Genomic DNA, 17,430 nt, shown 5'->3' with positions numbered 1-17,430 from the left:
TCGGAGGCCTGCCATGCCCAGAGGCGAGATCACCGGTTACATCGATGTCGCGCAGGTCACGCTCTACGCGTTCTGGATCTTCTTCGCCGGCCTGGTCTTCTACCTGCGCCGGGAGGATCGCCGCGAGGGCTATCCGCTGGAGAACGAGGCGGCCGGCCGGCTGAAGAGCCCGGACCCGATCCTGATCCCGATGCCGAAGGCCTTCCATCTGTCGAGCGGCCACACGATGTACGCGCCGCAGACCAACATCGCCTACGACTCGAACGTGCCGAGCGCCCGCCGCGAGGTCTTCCCCGGCGCGCCCTACTTCCGCACCGACACGTCGCTGCAGGCCGGCGTCGGCCCCGGCTCCTGGGTTCCGCGCCACGACGAGCACGACCGGACCTGGGACAACGAGTACCGCATCGTCCCCCTACGCGTCGCCGACGCCTTCGTGGTCCACGAGGACGGACCGAACCCGATCGGCATGCCGGTCTTCGGCGCCGACCGGCAGGTCGCCGGCACCGTCGTCGATCTCTGGCTCGATCGCGGCGAATCCTTCGTGCGCTACTACGAGGTCGAACTCGGTGCCGGCGGACGCCGGGTGCTGATGCCGGTGACCTTCTGCACCACCGGCCGATTCTCCCGCACGGTGAAGACCGAGGCGCTGCTGGCGGCGCAGTTCGCCGACATCCCCGGCACCAAGGATCCCGACTCCGTCACCCTGCTCGAGGAAGAGCGGATCATGGCCTATTTCGGCGCCGGCACCCTCTACGCCTCGCCCGCTCGCCAAGAACCCATTTTCTGAGGGCCGATCCTATGAGCGACTCCGACTTCCTGCCCGAAGGGACGTTGCGGGGCCTGCCCGGTCCCCTGCCGCCGGGCGAGCGCATCCTGTGGCGCGGCGCCCCGAGCCTCTCCGGCGTGTTGCTGCGCGCCTTCCACGCCAGGCTCGTCATGGTGTGGTTCGCCGGCACCGCCACGGTGCTGGCCATCGGTGCCGCCGCGAGCGGAGGGCCGACGCGGGCGCTCGCCGTGGCGGGCCCGACCCTGCTGATCGGCGTTGCGGCGCTCGGGCTGCTGAGCTTCCTCGCTTGGCTCGTCCACCGCACCACGGTCTACACGCTGACCGACCGGCGCATGGTGCTGCATGTCGGCATCGCCCTGCCGATCACCCTCAACCTGCCGCTCACCCGAATCGAGTCGGCGGGATTGCGGCTGTTTTCCGACGGGACCGGCGACATCCCCCTGCGCCTGCCGCCGGGCGAGCGGGTCGCCTACCTGCATCTCTGGCCGCATGCCCGGCCCTGGCGGGTGAGCCGGCCGGAGCCGATGCTGCGCTCGGTGCCCGAGGCCCGGAGCGTGGTGGACCTGCTCGCACCGGCGCTCGCGGCACAGATCGAAGGTTCGCCCGAGAGAGTCGGTGAAGGACCTGCCAAAGGTCCGGCGCGCACCGTGGAATCCGCCGCGACCGGGCGTGCGAGCGCTGCCCCCGGCCGCCTCGCGACCGCCGGTGCCCGATAGCCGAGAGTGAGACCGATGCCCGTCGAGCTGAACTTCCGCCGTCCGCCGCAGAAGCCGCAATCCCAGCGGCCGGCGCTTCTGGCCGTTGCGGCCCTGCTCGCGGTGGCGATTTTCGCCGTCGCCCTCGGCCGCGGCCAGGAGACGGAGCCGCAGACACCGGCAGCCCACCCGGTTCAGACGCTGGCCTTCCACGCCGAGGACCAGCCGGATGGCGCCATCGACCTGCGCGAGGCCAGCGACGGGAAACTGGTCGCCCGGATCGAGCCTGGGCAGGACGGCTTCATCCGGGGCACGCTGCGGGGGCTCGCCCAGGCCCGGCAGCGGGAAGGCCTGAGCCGCGAGCCCCCGTTCACCCTCACGCGATTCGACAACGGGACGTTGTCGTTGGAGGATGGGGCCACCGGGCGGCACGTGCCGCTGCTGGCCTTCGGCCCTTCGAACGCGAAGGCCTTCGCCCGCCTGCTTCCCGGCACGGAGCTGCGGTGATGGGAGAGGGGGCGGACATGGCCTGGATCGGCAAGACGGTCGTCGAGGTGCCCTGCACCGTCGAGATCGAACAGACGCCGGAGAGCCTGCACGCGCATGTGACGCTCGATGGCGGGTTCGAGATCGAGCCCGGCGACGAGGTCCAGGTTCACGATGCGCCGACCGAGGTGCCCTACGGCGAGCGCCTCACCGTGCGCCGCACCGCCACCGTGACCCGCGCAGGCCGGCTGGAGCGGGCCTGGACCAAGCTGATCGCCCATCTCGAGCTGACCGAGCTCTACGAGGTGAGCTTTTCCGAACGGAGGAAGCTGTGAACGCCAACGTTCAGCCCCAACCGGCGACGGGAGTTCCGTTCCCGCGCCAGCCGCTCAACGAATCGACCAAGAGCGCGCAGCAGACGACCTTCCTGAGCCCGCGCTTCTACACCACCGATTTCGACGAGCTCGACCGCACCGATGTCGAGCCCGTGCGGCGCGAGTGGGACATCCTGATCGAGGAGTTGCGCTCGGACCCGAACAAGCGCCACTTCGTGCGCAACGAGGCGTTCGACTGCGACCTTGCCGACATGGACCCGGAGTTGCGCAAGGAGTTCCTCGACTTCCTCGTCTCCTCGATCACCGCCGAATTCTCGGGCTGCGTGCTCTACGCGGAGATGCGCAAGCGCGCCAAGAACAAGGACATCAAGGAGCTGTTCGGCTTCATGAGCCGCGACGAGGCGCGCCATGCCGGCTTCATCAATGACACGCTGAAGGATTTCGGCGTCGGCGTCGATCTCGGCTTCCTGACGAAGGCGAAGAAGTACACCTTCTTCAAACCGAAGTTCATCTTCTACGCGACCTACCTGTCCGAGAAGATCGGCTACGCCCGCTACATCACGATCTACCGCGAGTTGGAGCGGCATCCGGAGCGGCGCATCCACCCGATCTTCAAGTGGTTCGAGAAGTGGTGCAACGATGAGTTCCGCCACGGCGAGGCGTTCGCGTTGCTCATGCGCGCCAACCCGAAGCTGACGACGGGGATCAACCGCTACTGGATCCGCTTCTTCCTGCTGGCGGTGTTCGCGACGATGTATGTCCGCGACCATTGCCGCCCGGCCTTCCATAAGGCGCTCGGGGTCGATCCGACCGACTACGACTTCAAGGTCTTCCGGATCACCTCCGAGATCTCGAAACAGACCTTCCCGATCACCCTCGATCTCGACGATCCCCGCTTCAAGGCGGGGCTCGACCGGCTGCTGGTCTGCGCCGACAAGATCGCCGCCGCCAAGGCGGAAGGAGGCCTGTCGGGCAAGCTGAAGCACGGCGTCCAGACCTTGGTCGCGGCGGCGACCTTCGCGCGGCTCTACCTGCTTCCGGTGAAGCAGAACGCGATGCCCGCCGACATCCGCCTCGATCCGGTCTGGTAGCATGGGCGTCTACGCCGCTCCGGCGCTCTACGCCGTCCTGCTGTGGTGGTCGGCCACCGGGCTGGTGCTGGTGCTCCAGCACCTGCCGCGGCGGACGCACGCCCGCAGCATGGTCGCGGCGAGCGCCGTCCTGGCCGGCGCGCTCTGGACGATCCGCGCGGTCGCGGACGACGACACGGAGACGGGCGCCTATCTCGGCTTCACCGCCGCTGTGATCGTCTGGGGCTGGCAGGAGATGAGCTACTATATGGGCTTCATCTCCGGCCCGAAGCCCGCCGCCTGCGCGCCGAACCTGCGTGGATTCGATCGCTTCCTCGCGGCGCTTGCCACCAGCCTGTGGCATGAATTCGCGATCCTGATCGGCGGGCTCGCCATCCTCTGCCTCACCTGGGGGGAGGGGAACCGGGTCGCGCTCTGGACCTACGGCCTGCTCACACTGATGAACGCCTCGGCGCGGCTCAACCTGTTCCTCGGCGTGCGCAACCTCCACGCCGAGTTCCTGCCGCCGCATCTCGGCTATCTCGCCTGCTACCTGAGCCGGCGGCCGATGAACCCGCTGTTTCCGCTCTCGGTGACGCTGGGGACCGCAGCGACGGTTCTGCTCGCCCGCGGCGCGCTCGGGGATGCGGCGGCGCCGCAGACGGTCACGGGCTTTGCTCTGGTCGCGACGCTCGCGGCGCTCGCCACCCTGGAGCATTGGTTCCTGATGCTGCCGCTGCCCTCGGCGGCGCTGTGGAACTGGAGCCTTCCGGGGCGCACCGCACCCACGGCGGCCGAGATGCCCGAAACCCGGGCGATACACCGCGAATGAGGTGAGGCGGACGCAAGATCCGCCCACCGGCATCATCTTCTTCGGGGAGGACGGAATGGATTACGAAGCGTTCTTCGGCAATGCGATCACCGGGCTCCACCGGGAGGGGCGCTACCGCGTCTTCACCGATCTGGAGCGGCAGGCGGGGCGTTTTCCCTACGCGACGCATCACAGCCCCGGCGGTGAGCGCGACGTCACCGTCTGGTGCTCCAACGACTATCTCGGCATGGGCCAGCATCCGTCGGTACTGCAGGCGATGCACGAGGCGATCGACCGATGCGGAGCCGGCGCGGGCGGCACCCGCAACATTTCCGGCACCAACCATTATCACGTGCTCCTGGAGCAGGAACTCGCCGACCTCCACGGAAAGGAAGCGGCGCTGATCTTTTCGTCCGGCTACGTCTCGAACTGGGCGGCACTCGGCACGCTCGCCTCGAAGCTGCCGGGCTGCGTCGTCTTCTCCGACGAGGGCAACCACGCCTCGATGATCGAGGGCATCCGTTCGAGCCGGGCCGAACGCCAGATCTTCCGTCACAACGATCCGGAGGATCTGGACCGCAAGCTCCGGCTGATCGAGCCGGGCCGGGCCAAGCTCGTCGCCTTCGAGTCAGTCTATTCCATGGATGGCGACATCGCCCCGATCGACGAGATCTGCGACGTCGCCGAGGCGCACGGGGCGCTCACCTATCTCGACGAGGTCCACGCGGTTGGCCTCTACGGCGCGCGAGGCGGCGGTATCTCGGAGCGGATGGGGCTCGCCCACCGGCTCGACGTGATCGAGGGAACGCTGGGCAAGGCGTTCGCCGTCCATGGCGGCTACATCACCGGATCGACGCAGCTCTGCGACTTCGTGCGCAGCTTCGCCTCGGGCTTCATCTTCACGACCTCGCTGCCGCCCGCGGTCGCGGCCGGCGCCGCGGCAAGCATCCGCCACCTCAAGGCGAGCAGCGTCGAGCGGGTGCGGCATCAGGAACGGGTGGCGCGGGTGCGGCAGGCGCTGGACGCGGCGGGCATCCCGACTTTGGCCAACCGCAGCCACATCGTGCCGGTGATGGTCTGCGACCCCGTGCTGTGCAAGGCGATCAGCGACACCCTGCTCGATGAGTTCGGCATCTACGTGCAGCCGATCAACTACCCGACCGTGCCGCGTGGGACCGAGCGCCTGCGGATCACGCCCTCGCCGCTGCATTCCAATGCCGACATCGACCACCTCGTGGATGCGCTGAGCACCATCTGGCGGCGAATCGGGCTGAGCAAGGCAGCGGCGGAATAGGGTAGGGCAGGCTGCGCTACATCTTCTTCTCGAGCGCGGCCTTCACCTGCAAGAGCTGATCCCACACCACGCCGGGGCTGGTGCCCATCGCCTCAAGGACCGCGTTCACGCCCCAGAACAGGCCGAACAGGATCACCGGCACCAGGATCCAGCCGAGAATCTCCTCGCCGCGATGACGCGACTTGCGACGGCGACGGCGTCTCTCGCGGGACGTCAACGGCTTCGGCCGCACCGGAGCCGGCGGTGGCGCGACAGGCGTGAGGGGCTCCTCCTGCGCGTCGCTCGTCATGCTACCCTCATTGCTGGCCGATACCGGCCCCTCTGGCAGAGCGCGGCGCCGCCCATATCCGGGAGCCGGCGCAGGAACGCAACCCGCGCCGGCTTCGAAGGCCGCTCACTCCTGCGAACGAGCGGCCCTGCACTCTCAGACTTTCAGCGGAACCTTCGGCACAGTGCGGACGGAACCGCCACCGGACGATCCACCGCCGGACGGACCAACGTCACGCTTGGCCGCCTTCTTGCGCGGTGCTGAGCGTGGCTTCGAGCGCTTGCGCTTGGCCGCGTTGGCAACGTCGGTTTCCGGCTTCGGGGTGACCGGTCCGGCGGGGAATTCGAACCCGAGTTCCGCCTTGCCCTTGCCGTCCTCGGCCTCCGGCTTCTTCAGCACCACCTTGACGGCACCACCATCCTTGAGGCGGCCGAACAGCACCTCGTCGGCGAGCGGCGTCTTGATCGTGGACTGGATCAGACGGGCCATGGGGCGAGCGCCCATCGCGTCGTCGTAGCCGTTCTCCACGAGCCATTCGCGGGCCTCGTCCGACAGTTCGATCGTGACGTTGCGGTCGGCGAGCTGCGCTTCGAGCTGGAGCACGAACTTGTCGACGACCTTGGACACGACCTCTTTCGGCAGGTGGCCGAACGAGATGATCGCGTCGAGGCGGTTGCGGAATTCCGGCGCGAACAGCCGGTTGATCGCCTCGACGTCGTCGCCGGTGCGCTTCGATTGCGTGAAGCCGTAGGCCGACTTCGCCAGATCCGAGGCGCCCGCATTCGACGTCATGATGATGATGACGTTGCGGAAATCGACCTGCTTGCCGTTGTGGTCGGTCAGCTTGCCGTGATCCATGACCTGCAACAGGATGTTGAACAGGTCCGGATGCGCCTTCTCGATCTCGTCGAGCAGGAGCACGCAATGCGGGTGCTGGTCGATCCCGTCGGTGAGCAGGCCGCCCTGATCGAAGCCGACATAGCCGGGCGGGGCACCGATCAGCCGCGAGACCGTGTGGCGCTCCATGTATTCCGACATGTCGAACCGCAGCATCTCGACGCCGAGCGAGGCCGCGAGTTGCTTGGCCGCTTCGGTCTTGCCGACGCCGGTCGGGCCCGCGAACAGGTAGGAGCCGATCGGCTTGTCGGGATCACGCAGGCCTGCACGGGCGAGCTTGATCGCCGAGGTCAGCGCCTCGATGGCATTGCTCTGGCCGTAGACCACCCGCTTCAGGTTCTCGGTCAGGTTCTTGAGAACCACCGCGTCGTCTTTCGACACGGTTTTAGGCGGGATGCGCGCCATCGTGGCGATGGTGGTCTCGATCTCCTTGACGCCGATGGTGCGCTTGCGGCGCGCCTCCGGCACCAGCATTTGCGAGGCGCCGGTCTCGTCGATCACGTCGATCGCCTTGTCGGGCAGCTTGCGGTCGTTGATGTAGCGCGCCGACAACTCCACCGCCGCCTTCACCGCCTCGGCGGTGTACTTGAGCTTGTGGAACTCCTCGAAATACGGCTTCAGCCCCTTGAGGATCTCGATCGTGTCCGGGATCGACGGCTCGTTGACGTCGATCTTCTGGAACCGGCGCACCAGGGCGCGATCCTTCTCGAAGTACTGGCGGTACTCCTTGTAGGTGGTCGAGCCGATGCAGCGCAGCGCGCCGGAGGCCAGAGCGGGCTTCAAGAGGTTCGAGGCATCCATCGCACCGCCCGAGGTGGCACCCGCACCGATCACGGTGTGGATCTCATCGATGAACATGATGGCGTTGGGGTGCGCCTCGATCTCCTTCATCACCTGCTTGAGGCGTTCCTCGAAGTCACCGCGGTAGCGGGTGCCGGCGAGCAGCGTTCCCATGTCGAGGGAGAAGACCGTCGCGTCGGCCAGAACTTCCGGCACTTCGTGCTGGATGATCTTGCGCGCGAGCCCTTCGGCGATGGCGGTCTTGCCGACGCCGGGGTCGCCCACCAGCAGCGGATTGTTCTTCTGGCGTCGGCAGAGCACCTGAATCGTGCGCTCGACCTCGGAATGGCGTCCGATCAGCGGGTCGATTTTGCCGTCCCGGGCCTTCTTGTTGAGGTTGACGCAGTAGGCATCGAGCGCATCGCCCTTCTTCTTGGGCCGCGCTTCGCTCTCCTCGACGCCGGGACGCTCGGACGCGCTCTCTTCCTCGGCGCCGCGCACGGGCTTGGCCTCGGACGCGCCGGGCCGCTTGGCGATGCCGTGGCTGATGTAGTTCACGGCGTCGTAGCGGGTCATGTCCTGCTCTTGCAGGAAGTAGGCGGCGTGGCTCTCGCGCTCGGCGAAGATCGCGACGAGCACGTTGGCTCCGGTCACCTCCTCGCGGCCCGAGGACTGGACGTGGATCACGGCCCGCTGGATCACCCGCTGGAAGCCGGCGGTCGGCTTGGCATCCTGGCGCCCGTCGCCCGTCAAGTTCGAGAGTTCGGTGTCGACGTACTCGATGAGATTGCGGCGCAGGACGTCGGTTTCGACGTTGCAGGCCTTCATCACCGCGGCCGCATCCTGATCATCGACGAGGGCGAGCAGGAGGTGTTCGAGGGTCGCGTATTCGTGGCGGCGCTCTCCGGCCAGGGCCAGGGCGCGGTGGAGGGCTTGCTCGAGGCTACGTGAGAAGCTGGGCAATGCTCTGGCCTTCGCTGGATGCCTATTTCTTTTCCATAACGCACTGAAGCGGATGTTGGTGCTTGCGGGCGAAATCCATCACCTGCGTCACTTTCGTTTCCGCGACCTCGTAGGTGAACACGCCGCACTCCCCCACACCATTGTGGTGGACGTGCATCATGATCCGGTAGGCGTCGTCGTGGTTCTTGTTGAAGAACCGCTCCAGGATGTGCACGACGAATTCCTGAGGCGTGTAGTCGTCGTTGAGCAACAGCACGCGGTACAGGCTTGGCCGCTTCGCCCGCGGCTTGGTGCGGGTGATGATCGCGGTGCCCGAGCGGTCGTCGTCGCCCGAACCGGGCGGAGTCGAGGCCGCGCGCACCGGAACGCGTCCCCGACCCGCCTCCTGCACGTTGTCCTGGATCAGCTTGGAAGACATCTGAATCGAAGCGACCTTGGTCTGGCAGCCTTCGGCGCCGACGTCCCGGTGAGGGGCGCAACGCTCAACAGGCAATCTATAGGCCGATCGGCGCCTGCGCCAGTGAGGTGCGTGAAACTGTCCGTACTGTTTGAACGCGCAGCCACCCCGCGCGCACTCCCCGCGCCCACGCGCGAGAGGCGGCGCAGCCGTCGTTGGATCCGAAGACGAAACGCCGCATGGCGGATCGGATGACGCCGACGCCGGCCTCGCCGAGCCGGTCTCATCAAGATCAGCTTAACCCCTGTGGCGAAAGGACGATCTCGCGCCCGCAACGGCCGGCATTAACGGCCGCGTAACCGCGTTCATCCTACCGTCTTCGACAGAGATTGCGAACCCGATGGCGGCGTTCGTGAAGGGTGCCAGCCGGGCTTGAACGTCCGGTTGTCGAGGCGAAGGTTTCGAGATGCGTCGCGTAGAAGGCCGGCCCACCACGGGGTCCCGCGCTGTCGCCGTGCTGCTCCTGGCGACGAGTTTTCTCGTCGCAGTGGCCGACCCGGCCGAGGCAAAACGCCGAGGCCATGCCCGCAAGGCGGTGAGCGGGTACAATCCGCCCTATGCCGCGATGGTCGTGGACGTGAAGTCGGGCCGCACGCTGCATGCGGTCAACGAGGACGCGCTGCGCCACCCGGCTTCCATCACCAAGGTGATGACCCTCTACATGCTGTTCGAGCAGTTGGAGAAGGGCCGCTACGACCTCGACTCACCGCTCTCGATCTCGGCCAACGCCGCCGCCCAGGCGCCGTCGAAGCTGGGGCTGCGCCCCGGCTCGACCGTCACGGTCGAGGAGGCGATCAAGGCGCTCGTCACCAAGTCGGCCAACGACGTGGCCTGCGCCATCGGCGAGAACATCGCCGGCTCCGAGCCGCGCTTCGCCGAGATGATGACGCGCAAGGCCAAGGCGCTCGGCATGAGCCGCACCCACTACGCCAACGCTTCGGGCCTGCCCGACCCCGACCAGATCACCACGGCCCACGACCTCACCCTGCTGGCCCGCGCGATCCAGGATCGCTTTCCGCGCTATTACCGCTACTTCCAGACCCGCTCCTTCGCCTTCCGCGGCCGGACCATCGGCAACCACAACCGCCTGCTCGGCAATGTCGAGGGCGTGGACGGCATCAAGACCGGCTACACCCGCGATTCCGGCTTCAACCTGATGACCGCGGCCAAGCTCGGCGACCGGCAGATCGTGGCGATCGTGCTCGGCGGCAAATCGGGCGCGAGCCGCGACCGGATCATGGCCGACCTCGTCCGCGCGAATCTGCCCCGCGCCTTTGCCGGCAGCCGTCAGACGGCACCCGTGGTCGAGGTGGCCGAGCGCGGTCGCCCGGCGGTCGTCGCCGAGGCCGATTCCCGCACCCGGACAGTCCTCGCCTCGGCGGATGACGAAGACATCGAGACGACGAGCTCCACGAGCAACGCCCCGCTCGACATCCGGCCGGCCACCACGACGCCGGGATCGCGCCGCACCACCCTCCAGGCGCTGCCGGGCGGCGCCCAGGCCTATGCCGGTCCGGCGGGGCAGGCGCCGTTCCCGGGCACGGCCGGCAAGTCGACCGCCCGCTTGCCCGCCGTGGAGGGCGTCGCCTCCCGGGCCGAGGGCCCGCCGAAGGATGCCCGCGGCGACAGCGCCAAGCCCGTGACGCCGAGCCCCTGGGTGATCCAGCTCGGCGCCATGGACGACGAGGACAAGGCGAAGTCGATCCTCGCCGATGCCCGCAGCCGTACCGGCATGCTGTCCAAGGCCGCGCCCTACACGGTCCGCGTCACCCATGGCGGCACCACGCTGTTCCGCGCCCGCTTCTCGGGATTCGCCGAACAGAGCACCGCGCAGGATGCCTGCGCCGCGCTGAAAAAGAACGGCTTCAACTGCTTCGCGACCCGGAGCTGATCGTCTCCGACAACCTTCCTCGGTGCGGCTGCCGGCGCGTTCGGCCGGCGGTCGCCCGATGACAAGAGCCGCATCAAGCGGCTTGGACGACCTTCGACATATCGACCCTGACAACGCGCGTGGAGTTCTAGCGATGTCGGTTCACCAGTCTGTCACGCGCCGCGTTCACGCGCGCCGCCCGCTCGACGCTGCCGCCCTGGTCGGGATGCAGCCGCTTCATCAGCGTGCGATGAGCCGAGCGGACGTCCTCCAGGGACGCCCCGCGCTCAAGCCCCAGGATCTGATAGGCCTCCTGCTCCGTCATAGACCCTGGCTTCGCCGGGCCGCCCGTCCGCGGGTCTCCGTCGACATCAGCGTCTACACGCCAGCCGGGCTGCCGGCGGTCGAGATACGCCTCTAGCCCGCGGGCGCCCTCGGGATCGTCGGCATTCAACAAAGCGGCAAGCTCGATGAGCACCTCCGACGGCACCGCCGACAGGCGGCGGCCGGCGAAGGGCCCGACGAGCACGGTCCCGTCCATCGGCTCACCGTCGGTGCCGAGGTCGAGTTCGAGCGCGGCCGTCCGCACTTGCCGCGGATCCCGGTATCCGCGCCACGCGCGGACCCGCCGGATCACGCCCGCCTCACCCTCCGAGAGCCAGACGCCTCCTGCACCGAGCAGCAGGGCCAGGATGAAGCTGCCGCGCAACGACAGCGCGAAGGCCGTCGCCAGCAGGGCGTAGCCGGCGAGCAGGCGCGGCGTCAGGCCGAAGGGCAGGCGTCCGTTGCGGCGGCCGAGCCACCAGAATCCGATGAGCGCCAGAAGGCCGAAGGCAATGAGCATTCCGCGGTCATCGGCCGGTTCGGTGCGCGCGTAAAGCGCTCATCCGGCGCACGCCTACGGGAAGCGGGATTACAACCGCGTCTGCGCCACGTCCGCGGTCTTCACCCGCACCGTCCGCACGCGGCCGTCGCGCTCCACCAGGAGATTCACCGGGCGGTCGAGCCCCGCTTCTTCGACCACGGCGGTCAGGTCCGACAGGCGGTGGACCGGGCGGCCGTTGGCGCCGACGATGACGTCGCCGATCGTGCCGGTGCGGGGATCGACGCCGCGCAAACCGGCCTGCGCCGCCGGCGACCCGGGCAGCACCCGCAGCACCACGACGCCGTCGATGCCGAGCCGGGCGGCGGTCGCCTCCTGGCCGGCGATGATGCCGATGCCGGGATTGCGCACCCGCCCGTTCTTGATGAGATCCGGCACCACCCGGTTCACGACATCGACCGGCACGGCAAAGCCGATACCGGCGCTGGCGCCCGAGGGCGAGAAGATCGCGGTGTTGACCCCGATCAGACGCCCGGCGGAATCGAGCAAGGGCCCACCGGAATTGCCCGGATTGATCGCCGCATCGGTCTGGATGACGCCCGACAGCTCCCGGCCCTCCTGCGTCGGCAGCCGCCGCTGGAGCGCGCTGATGACCCCGGTCGTCAGCGTGTGATCGAGGCCGAACGGGTTGCCGATGGCGAAAGCCGACTGGCCGACCTTGAGGTCGGCCGAGGTGCCCACTGCGAGGGGAGGGGGCATCTTGGCCACGCGGCCGAGCTGGAGCACGGCAAGATCGTAGCTCGGCGCCGTACCGACGACCCGCGCGCCGACCACTTCGCCGGAGGCGAGCCGCACGGAGATCGAGCCGCCGCCCTTCGTCGCGGCCTCGACAACGTGGTTGTTGGTGACGACGTGGCCCGCCGCGTCCCAGACGAAGCCGGTGCCGGTCTGCGTGCCGGAGCCCTGCTGCTCCCCCCCTCCCGGTCCTTGGCCGAACTCATCGTCCGGCTCCATCAGCGCGCGCCCCTGCGCCGCGGCCTGGGCGAAGACGTGGACGACGGAGGGCGAGGCGCGGGCGAACAGATCGACGGTGGTCTTCTCCGCCGCCGAGAGATCGCCGCGCGCCGTCACCGAGCGGGGTGCGTCCGCAGAGTAGAGAAAGGCGAGGATGTAGGGCTGCGCGACGAAGGCGATCAGCAGGCCCAGCGTCACGCCCAAGGCGACGCGCACGAAGCGATCCGGCACCGACAACCTCAGCTCTTGCCCAGCCATGACCCGCGCCGCGTCGGCGGTACGGGCTACGTTCAGGTTCTCTCCACCAAACTCCTGAAAGTCAGGTCCGTCGCGCTGCCAAGCGCGCGAGTCCGGCGATTGAGACTTAGCTGTGTCCGGTGTGGCGTCCCGTCAACAAATCCCCGCTTTCCTGCACAGGGAAGCTCCGTGCGGCACCGCACCGAGGGATGCCCCTACGAAGAGTAACCAATTGCATACTGTTTCACACGCAGTGTCGTCCTACTGATGAAAAGGCATCGGTGGGCGGGTCTGGACCAATTCTTGGCGAAACCAAGGCAAGGTTCAGGCGAGGAACTGCGACGAAACGGTGATCGTTTGGCTATCGAGCACTCGAATTGATCGCAAAGCCGCCCCAGAGATGCTTCGATCGCCCTAGAACTTTGTACATACCGGCCCAGCGACGTCAGTCGTCGCCGCGATCCTTTCGCGAACGGGACCGGTTCGAACAGGAAGAGCAAGAGATGGAAACCGAAGCTCTCGAACGTCCTGCCGACCTGACGATCTGGCGCACCCTGCCGGCCTCGTCTCCCCTGGCCCAGCCGGAGCGCTACGATACCCTGCGCGAGGCGCTCCTCGCCGCGAAGGGCGCCCTCGGCGACCCCTCGAAGCAGCCCTGGATCATCACCGAGGAGGGCGAAATCCTCTCCCCGAACTGGATCCGCACCTACGTCAACTGATCGGGGCTTCAGCGTGCGGGTCGCGGCTGCGCCGGATCGGTGGGCCGCGCAGGTGCCGCCTCGGGGCAAGGCTCCGGCCGGCTCACCAGCGTGACGAGCACGTAGGACACGATCATCAGCAGGAACCACGAGCCGAGCTTGGCCGCCGAGACCGGCGACCAGCCGGCCGCCTGGTTCGGGTAGAGCCAGACCCGGCTTGCCGTGCCGATGTTCTCGGCCAGCCAGATGAAGAGCGACACGAGAACGAAGCCGAGCAGCAGCGGCATCTGCCGGTATGCGTGCCAGACCTTGAAGTGTACGACCGTGCCGCCGAACAGCACGCCGGTCGCGATGAACAGCATCGCCCGCATGTCGGCCATGTAATGGTGGCTGAAGAAGTTGAGGTAGATCGCCCCCGCCAGCGGGAGCGTGAACACCAGCGGCGGATGCCGGGTGAAGCGGAAGTCGAACAGGCGCCAGACACGGGCGATGTAAGAGCCGATGCTGGCATACATGAAGCCGGTGAACAGCGGCACGCCCATGATGCGCAGCCAGCTCGCCTCCGGGTAGATCCACGAGCCGACGCCGGTCTTGAAGATCTCCATCGCCGTCCCGACGACGTGATAGAGCGCGATGACCTTGGCCTCCTCCCAGGTCTCCATGCCCAGCGCCAGCAGCGCGACCTGGATCAGGATCGCGGCGAGCGTCAGGAAATCGTAGCGCGAGAGCGGCGCGTCGGACGGGTAGAACAGGTGCGTGCCGATGAGCAGCGCGCAGATGAGGCCGCCGAACAGGCAGGCCCATCCCTGCTTCACCCCGAACCTCAGAAATTCGTAGGCGAAGGCCGGCAGCCGGCCCGCGGCCTGGGCGCGCTCGCCGAGCCGACGCTCGGCCACGACGAAGCCCGCCAGGAACGGCCAGATCCGCGCCGCACTCGGCGCTCTTCGCCCTGTCGCCATCCCGTCCAACCGTCCGCCTCGCGTTTCCCACGACCCGAGCCGGAGAAAGCGGCGGTTTGACGGTCACGCTCGCCTCGCCGCACATTCGGCACGGCAAGCGCAACGGGGAGAGGGCGTGCGGGCGAACGCGGTGGAGGATCGGGCGCAGGCCCGGCGGCGGACGGAGCGCGAATTGCGCCGGCTCGAAGCGCTGGTCGCGCGCAAGCGTTTCCGCAGGCGCAGTCTGCGGGCGTTACGCGGATCGGGCGGCGCGGCGGCGACCTTCGGCGCTCTCCTGAAAGTGAAGGTGGTCGGAACGCTGGCGGGCAAGGCCGCCATCGCCGTCCTCGTCGGCCTCGGCTTCGCGTGGCCGGCGCTGGTGATCGGCGTGATCGGCATCGTCGGGATCGTGTTGGCGGTGGTCAGCCTGTTTTCCGGCGAAGGCGGCCCCCACGGCTTCGACGCCGGCTGCACCTCAGACTGCGTACGCAAGGAAAAGCGGGCCGAACGGCTCAAGGCGCTGATCGCGCAACGCAGGGCGTGGCTCGCCGCGCCGTCGGGGCCGGCGCCGAACGTGCGCTGGGATGCGCGCGGGCGCCGTTACCTGACAGGAAGCCAGCGCAAGCAAGGACGGTAAGCCCGGCCTTATGGACAGTAGCCGCGTTTGGTGGCTTGCCTATAATGCTCAAAAAAAATCATCGTCTCCGCCGACGCCGAGACGGACGCCAGGAACCGACGCACGATGAGCTCCCGCATCCCCGATTTCGCCTCCGTCGCCTATGCGGCCGACGGCTTCAAGGCGCCGCCCCCGCCGGCCGGGGAGCCGTGGATGACGCCCGAGGGCATTCCGGTGAAGGGTTTCTACGGACCCGAGGACCGCGAGGGCTGCGAGGGCATCGACTCGTTCCCCGGCCTGCCGCCCTATCTGCGCGGCCCCTACCCGGCGATGTACGTGACCCAGCCCTGGACGATCCGGCAATATGCCGGCTTCTCCACCGCCGAGGATTCGAACGCCTTCTATCGGCGCAATCTCGCCGCGGGCCAGAAGGGCCTCTCGGTCGCCTTCGATCTCGCGACCCACCGCGGCTACGATTCGGACCATCCGCGCGTCTCGGGCGATGTCGGCATGGCGGGCGTCGCGATCGACTCGATCTACGACATGCGCACGCTGTTCTCCGGCATTCCGCTCGACGAGATGACGGTGTCGATGACGATGAACGGCGCGGTGCTGCCGGTTCTCGCGCTCTACATCGTCGCGGCCGAGGAGCAGGGCGTGCCGCCCGAAAAGCTCGCCGGCACGATCCAGAACGACATCCTCAAGGAGTTCATGGTCCGCAACACCTACATCTATCCCCCCAAGGGATCGATGCGGATCATCTCGGACATCTTCGGCTACACCTCGAAGAACATGCCGAAGTTCAACTCGATCTCGATCTCCGGCTACCACATGCAGGAGGCCGGGGCGACGCAGGATTTGGAGCTCGCCTACACGCTCGCCGACGGCGTCGAGTACATCAAGGCCGGCCTCGCAGCGGGCCTCACCATCGATCAGTTCGCCCCGCGCCTGTCGTTCTTCTGGGCGATCGGGATGAACTTCTTCATGGAGATCGCCAAGATGCGGGCCGCACGCCTGATCTGGGCGAAGCTCGTCAAGGAGTTCGAGCCGAAATCCGACAAGTCGCTGCCGCTGCGCACCCACTCGCAGACGAGCGGCTGGTCGCTGACCGCGCAGGACGTGTTCAACAACGTCACCCGCACCTGCATCGAGGCCATGGCGGCGACGCAGGGCGGCACCCAGTCGCTCCACACCAACGCGCTCGACGAGGCGCTGGCGCTGCCGACGGACTTCTCGGCACGGATCGCGCGCAACACCCAGCTCTTCCTGCAGCAGGAGAGCGGCACGACCCGGATCATCGATCCGTGGGGCGGTTCCTACTACGTCGAGCGGCTGACGCGGGACATCGCCGCGCGGGCCTGGGAGCATATCCGCGAGGTCGAGGCGCTCGGCGGCATGGCCAAGGCCATCGAGGCCGGCATCCCGAAGCTGCGCATCGAGGAGGCCGCCGCCCGCGCCCAGGCGCGGATCGATTCCGGGCGCCAGACCATCGTGGGCATCAACAAGTACAAGCCCGACGACGAGATGAAGATCGACCTGCTGCGCGTCGACAACGCCGACGTGCGCGCCAAGCAGATCGACAAGCTCAAGCGCCTGCGCGCCGAGCGCAACCAGGACGACGTCGATGCGGCTTTGGCCGCTCTGACGAAGGCCGCGGATGGCGAGGGCAACCTGCTCGAACTGGCGGTGAACGCCGCGCGGGCCAAGGCCACGGTCGGCGAGATCTCGGAAGCGCTGGAGAAGACCTGGGGCCGTCACCGCGCCGAGATCCGCTCGATCTCGGGCGTCTACAAGCGGGAGGTGGGCGGCATGTCGCCGGTGGTGGAGAAGGTCCGCGGCCTCGTCGAGGCCTTCGAGGAGAATGACGGGCGCCGTCCGCGCATCCTGGTCGCCAAGATGGGCCAGGACGGGCACGACCGCGGCCAGAAGGTGATCGCCTCGGCGTTCGCCGATCTCGGCTTCGACGTGGATATCGGGCCGCTCTTCGCCACGCCCGACGAGGCGGCACGCCAAGCGGTGGAGAACGACGTGCACATCGTCGGCGTCTCCTCACTGGCGGCGGGCCACCTGACGCTGGTGCCGGAACTCAAGGCCGCGCTGAAGCAGGAGGGCCGCGACGACGTGATGATCGTGGTCGGCGGCGTGATCCCGCCGGGCGACTACGATGCTCTCTACGCCGCGGGCGCCTCAGCGATCTTCCCGCCGGGCACCGTGATCGCGGACGCGGCGGTGAAGCTTCTGGGCGAACTCAACATTCGCCTGGGCTACGGCGAGCGGCAGGCGGCCGAGTAGCGTTTCCAAAGGCCGGGCGGAGGCTCATGCCTCCGCCGTTCCTCATCCGGGTTTCTCGCGGATTTACCTGAATCGCAGGCCCCATGGCCTGCATCGTGG

Annotated in this window: 17 protein-coding genes; 11 read left to right on the top strand and 6 right to left on the bottom strand. The window is 67.9% G+C overall.

Annotated features, from left to right (window positions below):
* Window positions 1–13: 13 nt before the first annotated feature.
* From puhA to hemA, 7 genes are read left to right on the top strand one after another with little or no spacing between them, the layout of a single operon-like run.
* The gene (puhA, locus tag E4V01_RS10915; protein ID WP_060772022.1) at window positions 14–787 is read left to right on the top strand and encodes a photosynthetic reaction center subunit H; all 774 of its coding nucleotides are present in this window, start codon (window positions 14–16) and stop codon (window positions 785–787) included.
* A gap of 11 nt (window positions 788–798) precedes the next feature.
* Window positions 799–1,503, top strand: coding sequence for a photosynthetic complex putative assembly protein PuhB (gene puhB / locus E4V01_RS10910; protein ID WP_135298347.1), 705 nt, complete (start codon window positions 799–801; stop codon window positions 1,501–1,503).
* A 15-nt stretch (window positions 1,504–1,518) separates the two neighbouring features.
* Entirely contained in the window at window positions 1,519–1,989 is a 471-nt protein-coding gene (puhC, locus tag E4V01_RS10905) for a photosynthetic complex assembly protein PuhC (RefSeq protein ID WP_060772020.1), read from the top strand.
* A gap of 17 nt (window positions 1,990–2,006) precedes the next feature.
* Window positions 2,007–2,303 (top strand): hypothetical protein, encoded by a 297-nt coding sequence (locus E4V01_RS10900; protein ID WP_003600930.1) that lies wholly within the window; start codon window positions 2,007–2,009, stop codon window positions 2,301–2,303.
* Window positions 2,300–3,394, top strand: a complete 1,095-nt coding sequence (acsF, locus tag E4V01_RS10895; RefSeq protein ID WP_135298346.1) for a magnesium-protoporphyrin IX monomethyl ester (oxidative) cyclase — start codon at window positions 2,300–2,302, stop codon at window positions 3,392–3,394. Before E4V01_RS10900 ends, acsF begins: the two co-directional genes overlap by 4 nt.
* Window position 3,395: 1 nt before the next feature.
* Window positions 3,396–4,205, top strand: coding sequence for a putative photosynthetic complex assembly protein PuhE (puhE, locus tag E4V01_RS10890; RefSeq protein WP_060772018.1), 810 nt, complete (start codon window positions 3,396–3,398; stop codon window positions 4,203–4,205).
* A 55-nt stretch (window positions 4,206–4,260) separates the two neighbouring features.
* On the top strand, window positions 4,261–5,478 hold the full coding sequence (hemA, locus tag E4V01_RS10885; protein WP_060772441.1) for a 5-aminolevulinate synthase: 1,218 nt from the start codon (window positions 4,261–4,263) through the stop codon (window positions 5,476–5,478).
* A gap of 16 nt (window positions 5,479–5,494) precedes the next feature.
* Here the strand turns inward: hemA and E4V01_RS10880 are convergent, their stop codons facing one another.
* From E4V01_RS10880 to clpS, 3 genes are all read right to left on the bottom strand, one after another.
* Complete coding sequence (locus tag E4V01_RS10880; RefSeq protein ID WP_060772017.1) at window positions 5,495–5,767, bottom strand: hypothetical protein; 273 nt, start codon at window positions 5,765–5,767, stop codon at window positions 5,495–5,497.
* Window positions 5,768–5,902: 135 nt separating this feature from the next.
* Window positions 5,903–8,386 carry an ATP-dependent Clp protease ATP-binding subunit ClpA gene (clpA, locus tag E4V01_RS10875; RefSeq protein WP_135298345.1) on the bottom strand — a complete coding sequence of 828 codons (2,484 nt, stop codon included), beginning with the start codon at window positions 8,384–8,386 and terminating at the stop codon, window positions 5,903–5,905.
* A gap of 22 nt (window positions 8,387–8,408) precedes the next feature.
* On the bottom strand, window positions 8,409–8,804 hold the full coding sequence (gene clpS / locus E4V01_RS10870; protein WP_060772015.1) for an ATP-dependent Clp protease adapter ClpS: 396 nt from the start codon (window positions 8,802–8,804) through the stop codon (window positions 8,409–8,411).
* 445 nt (window positions 8,805–9,249) lie between these two features.
* On the opposite strand from clpS, the gene E4V01_RS10865 reads away from it, so the two are divergent.
* Window positions 9,250–10,734, top strand: a complete 1,485-nt coding sequence (locus tag E4V01_RS10865) for a serine hydrolase (RefSeq protein ID WP_060772014.1) — start codon at window positions 9,250–9,252, stop codon at window positions 10,732–10,734.
* A 127-nt stretch (window positions 10,735–10,861) separates the two neighbouring features.
* Here the strand turns inward: E4V01_RS10865 and E4V01_RS10860 are convergent, their stop codons facing one another.
* Together E4V01_RS10860 and E4V01_RS10855 are read right to left on the bottom strand one after the other, a co-directional pair.
* Window positions 10,862–11,557, bottom strand: a complete 696-nt coding sequence (locus E4V01_RS10860) for a DnaJ domain-containing protein (protein ID WP_135298344.1) — start codon at window positions 11,555–11,557, stop codon at window positions 10,862–10,864.
* A 69-nt stretch (window positions 11,558–11,626) separates the two neighbouring features.
* On the bottom strand, window positions 11,627–12,781 hold the full coding sequence (locus E4V01_RS10855; protein ID WP_135298343.1) for a S1C family serine protease: 1,155 nt from the start codon (window positions 12,779–12,781) through the stop codon (window positions 11,627–11,629).
* 509 nt (window positions 12,782–13,290) lie between these two features.
* Here E4V01_RS10855 and E4V01_RS10850 point away from each other — a divergent pair.
* Entirely contained in the window at window positions 13,291–13,506 is a 216-nt protein-coding gene (locus E4V01_RS10850) for a hypothetical protein (protein WP_003600916.1), read from the top strand.
* A gap of 8 nt (window positions 13,507–13,514) precedes the next feature.
* Here the strand turns inward: E4V01_RS10850 and E4V01_RS10845 are convergent, their stop codons facing one another.
* Window positions 13,515–14,444 (bottom strand): DUF817 domain-containing protein, encoded by a 930-nt coding sequence (locus tag E4V01_RS10845; protein WP_135298342.1) that lies wholly within the window; start codon window positions 14,442–14,444, stop codon window positions 13,515–13,517.
* A 115-nt stretch (window positions 14,445–14,559) separates the two neighbouring features.
* Here E4V01_RS10845 and E4V01_RS10840 point away from each other — a divergent pair, with 115 nt between their 5' ends.
* Window positions 14,560–15,060, top strand: a complete 501-nt coding sequence (locus E4V01_RS10840; RefSeq protein ID WP_135298341.1) for a hypothetical protein — start codon at window positions 14,560–14,562, stop codon at window positions 15,058–15,060.
* A 105-nt stretch (window positions 15,061–15,165) separates the two neighbouring features.
* A complete protein-coding gene (scpA, locus tag E4V01_RS10835; protein WP_135298340.1) occupies window positions 15,166–17,331 on the top strand; it encodes a methylmalonyl-CoA mutase in 2,166 nt (721 codons plus the stop codon).
* Window positions 17,332–17,430 lie beyond the last annotated feature (99 nt).

The organism is Methylorubrum sp. Q1 (assembly GCF_004683995.1).
In the GTDB taxonomy this organism is placed as follows: Bacteria; Pseudomonadota; Alphaproteobacteria; order Rhizobiales; family Beijerinckiaceae; genus Methylobacterium.
This window is presented reverse-complemented; position numbering and strand designations above follow the sequence as displayed.

Bases quoted from the DNA above. Each gene is read 5' to 3' on its own strand.
- puhA (WP_060772022.1), top strand. From the start codon at position 14: ATGCCCAGAGGCGAGATCACCGGTTACATCGATGTCGCGCAGGTCACG.
- puhB (WP_135298347.1), top strand. From the start codon at position 799: ATGAGCGACTCCGACTTCCTGCCCGAAGGGACGTTGCGGGGCCTGCCC.
- puhC (WP_060772020.1), top strand. From the start codon at position 1,519: ATGCCCGTCGAGCTGAACTTCCGCCGTCCGCCGCAGAAGCCGCAATCC.
- E4V01_RS10900 (WP_003600930.1), top strand. From the start codon at position 2,007: ATGGCCTGGATCGGCAAGACGGTCGTCGAGGTGCCCTGCACCGTCGAG.
- puhE (WP_060772018.1), top strand. From the start codon at position 3,396: ATGGGCGTCTACGCCGCTCCGGCGCTCTACGCCGTCCTGCTGTGGTGG.
- hemA (WP_060772441.1), top strand. From the start codon at position 4,261: ATGGATTACGAAGCGTTCTTCGGCAATGCGATCACCGGGCTCCACCGG.
- E4V01_RS10880 (WP_060772017.1), bottom strand. From the start codon at position 5,767: ATGACGAGCGACGCGCAGGAGGAGCCCCTCACGCCTGTCGCGCCACCG.
- clpS (WP_060772015.1), bottom strand. From the start codon at position 8,804: ATGTCTTCCAAGCTGATCCAGGACAACGTGCAGGAGGCGGGTCGGGGA.
- E4V01_RS10865 (WP_060772014.1), top strand. From the start codon at position 9,250: ATGCGTCGCGTAGAAGGCCGGCCCACCACGGGGTCCCGCGCTGTCGCC.
- E4V01_RS10860 (WP_135298344.1), bottom strand. From the start codon at position 11,557: ATGCTCATTGCCTTCGGCCTTCTGGCGCTCATCGGATTCTGGTGGCTC.
- E4V01_RS10850 (WP_003600916.1), top strand. From the start codon at position 13,291: ATGGAAACCGAAGCTCTCGAACGTCCTGCCGACCTGACGATCTGGCGC.
- E4V01_RS10845 (WP_135298342.1), bottom strand. From the start codon at position 14,444: ATGGCGACAGGGCGAAGAGCGCCGAGTGCGGCGCGGATCTGGCCGTTC.
- scpA (WP_135298340.1), top strand. From the start codon at position 15,166: ATGAGCTCCCGCATCCCCGATTTCGCCTCCGTCGCCTATGCGGCCGAC.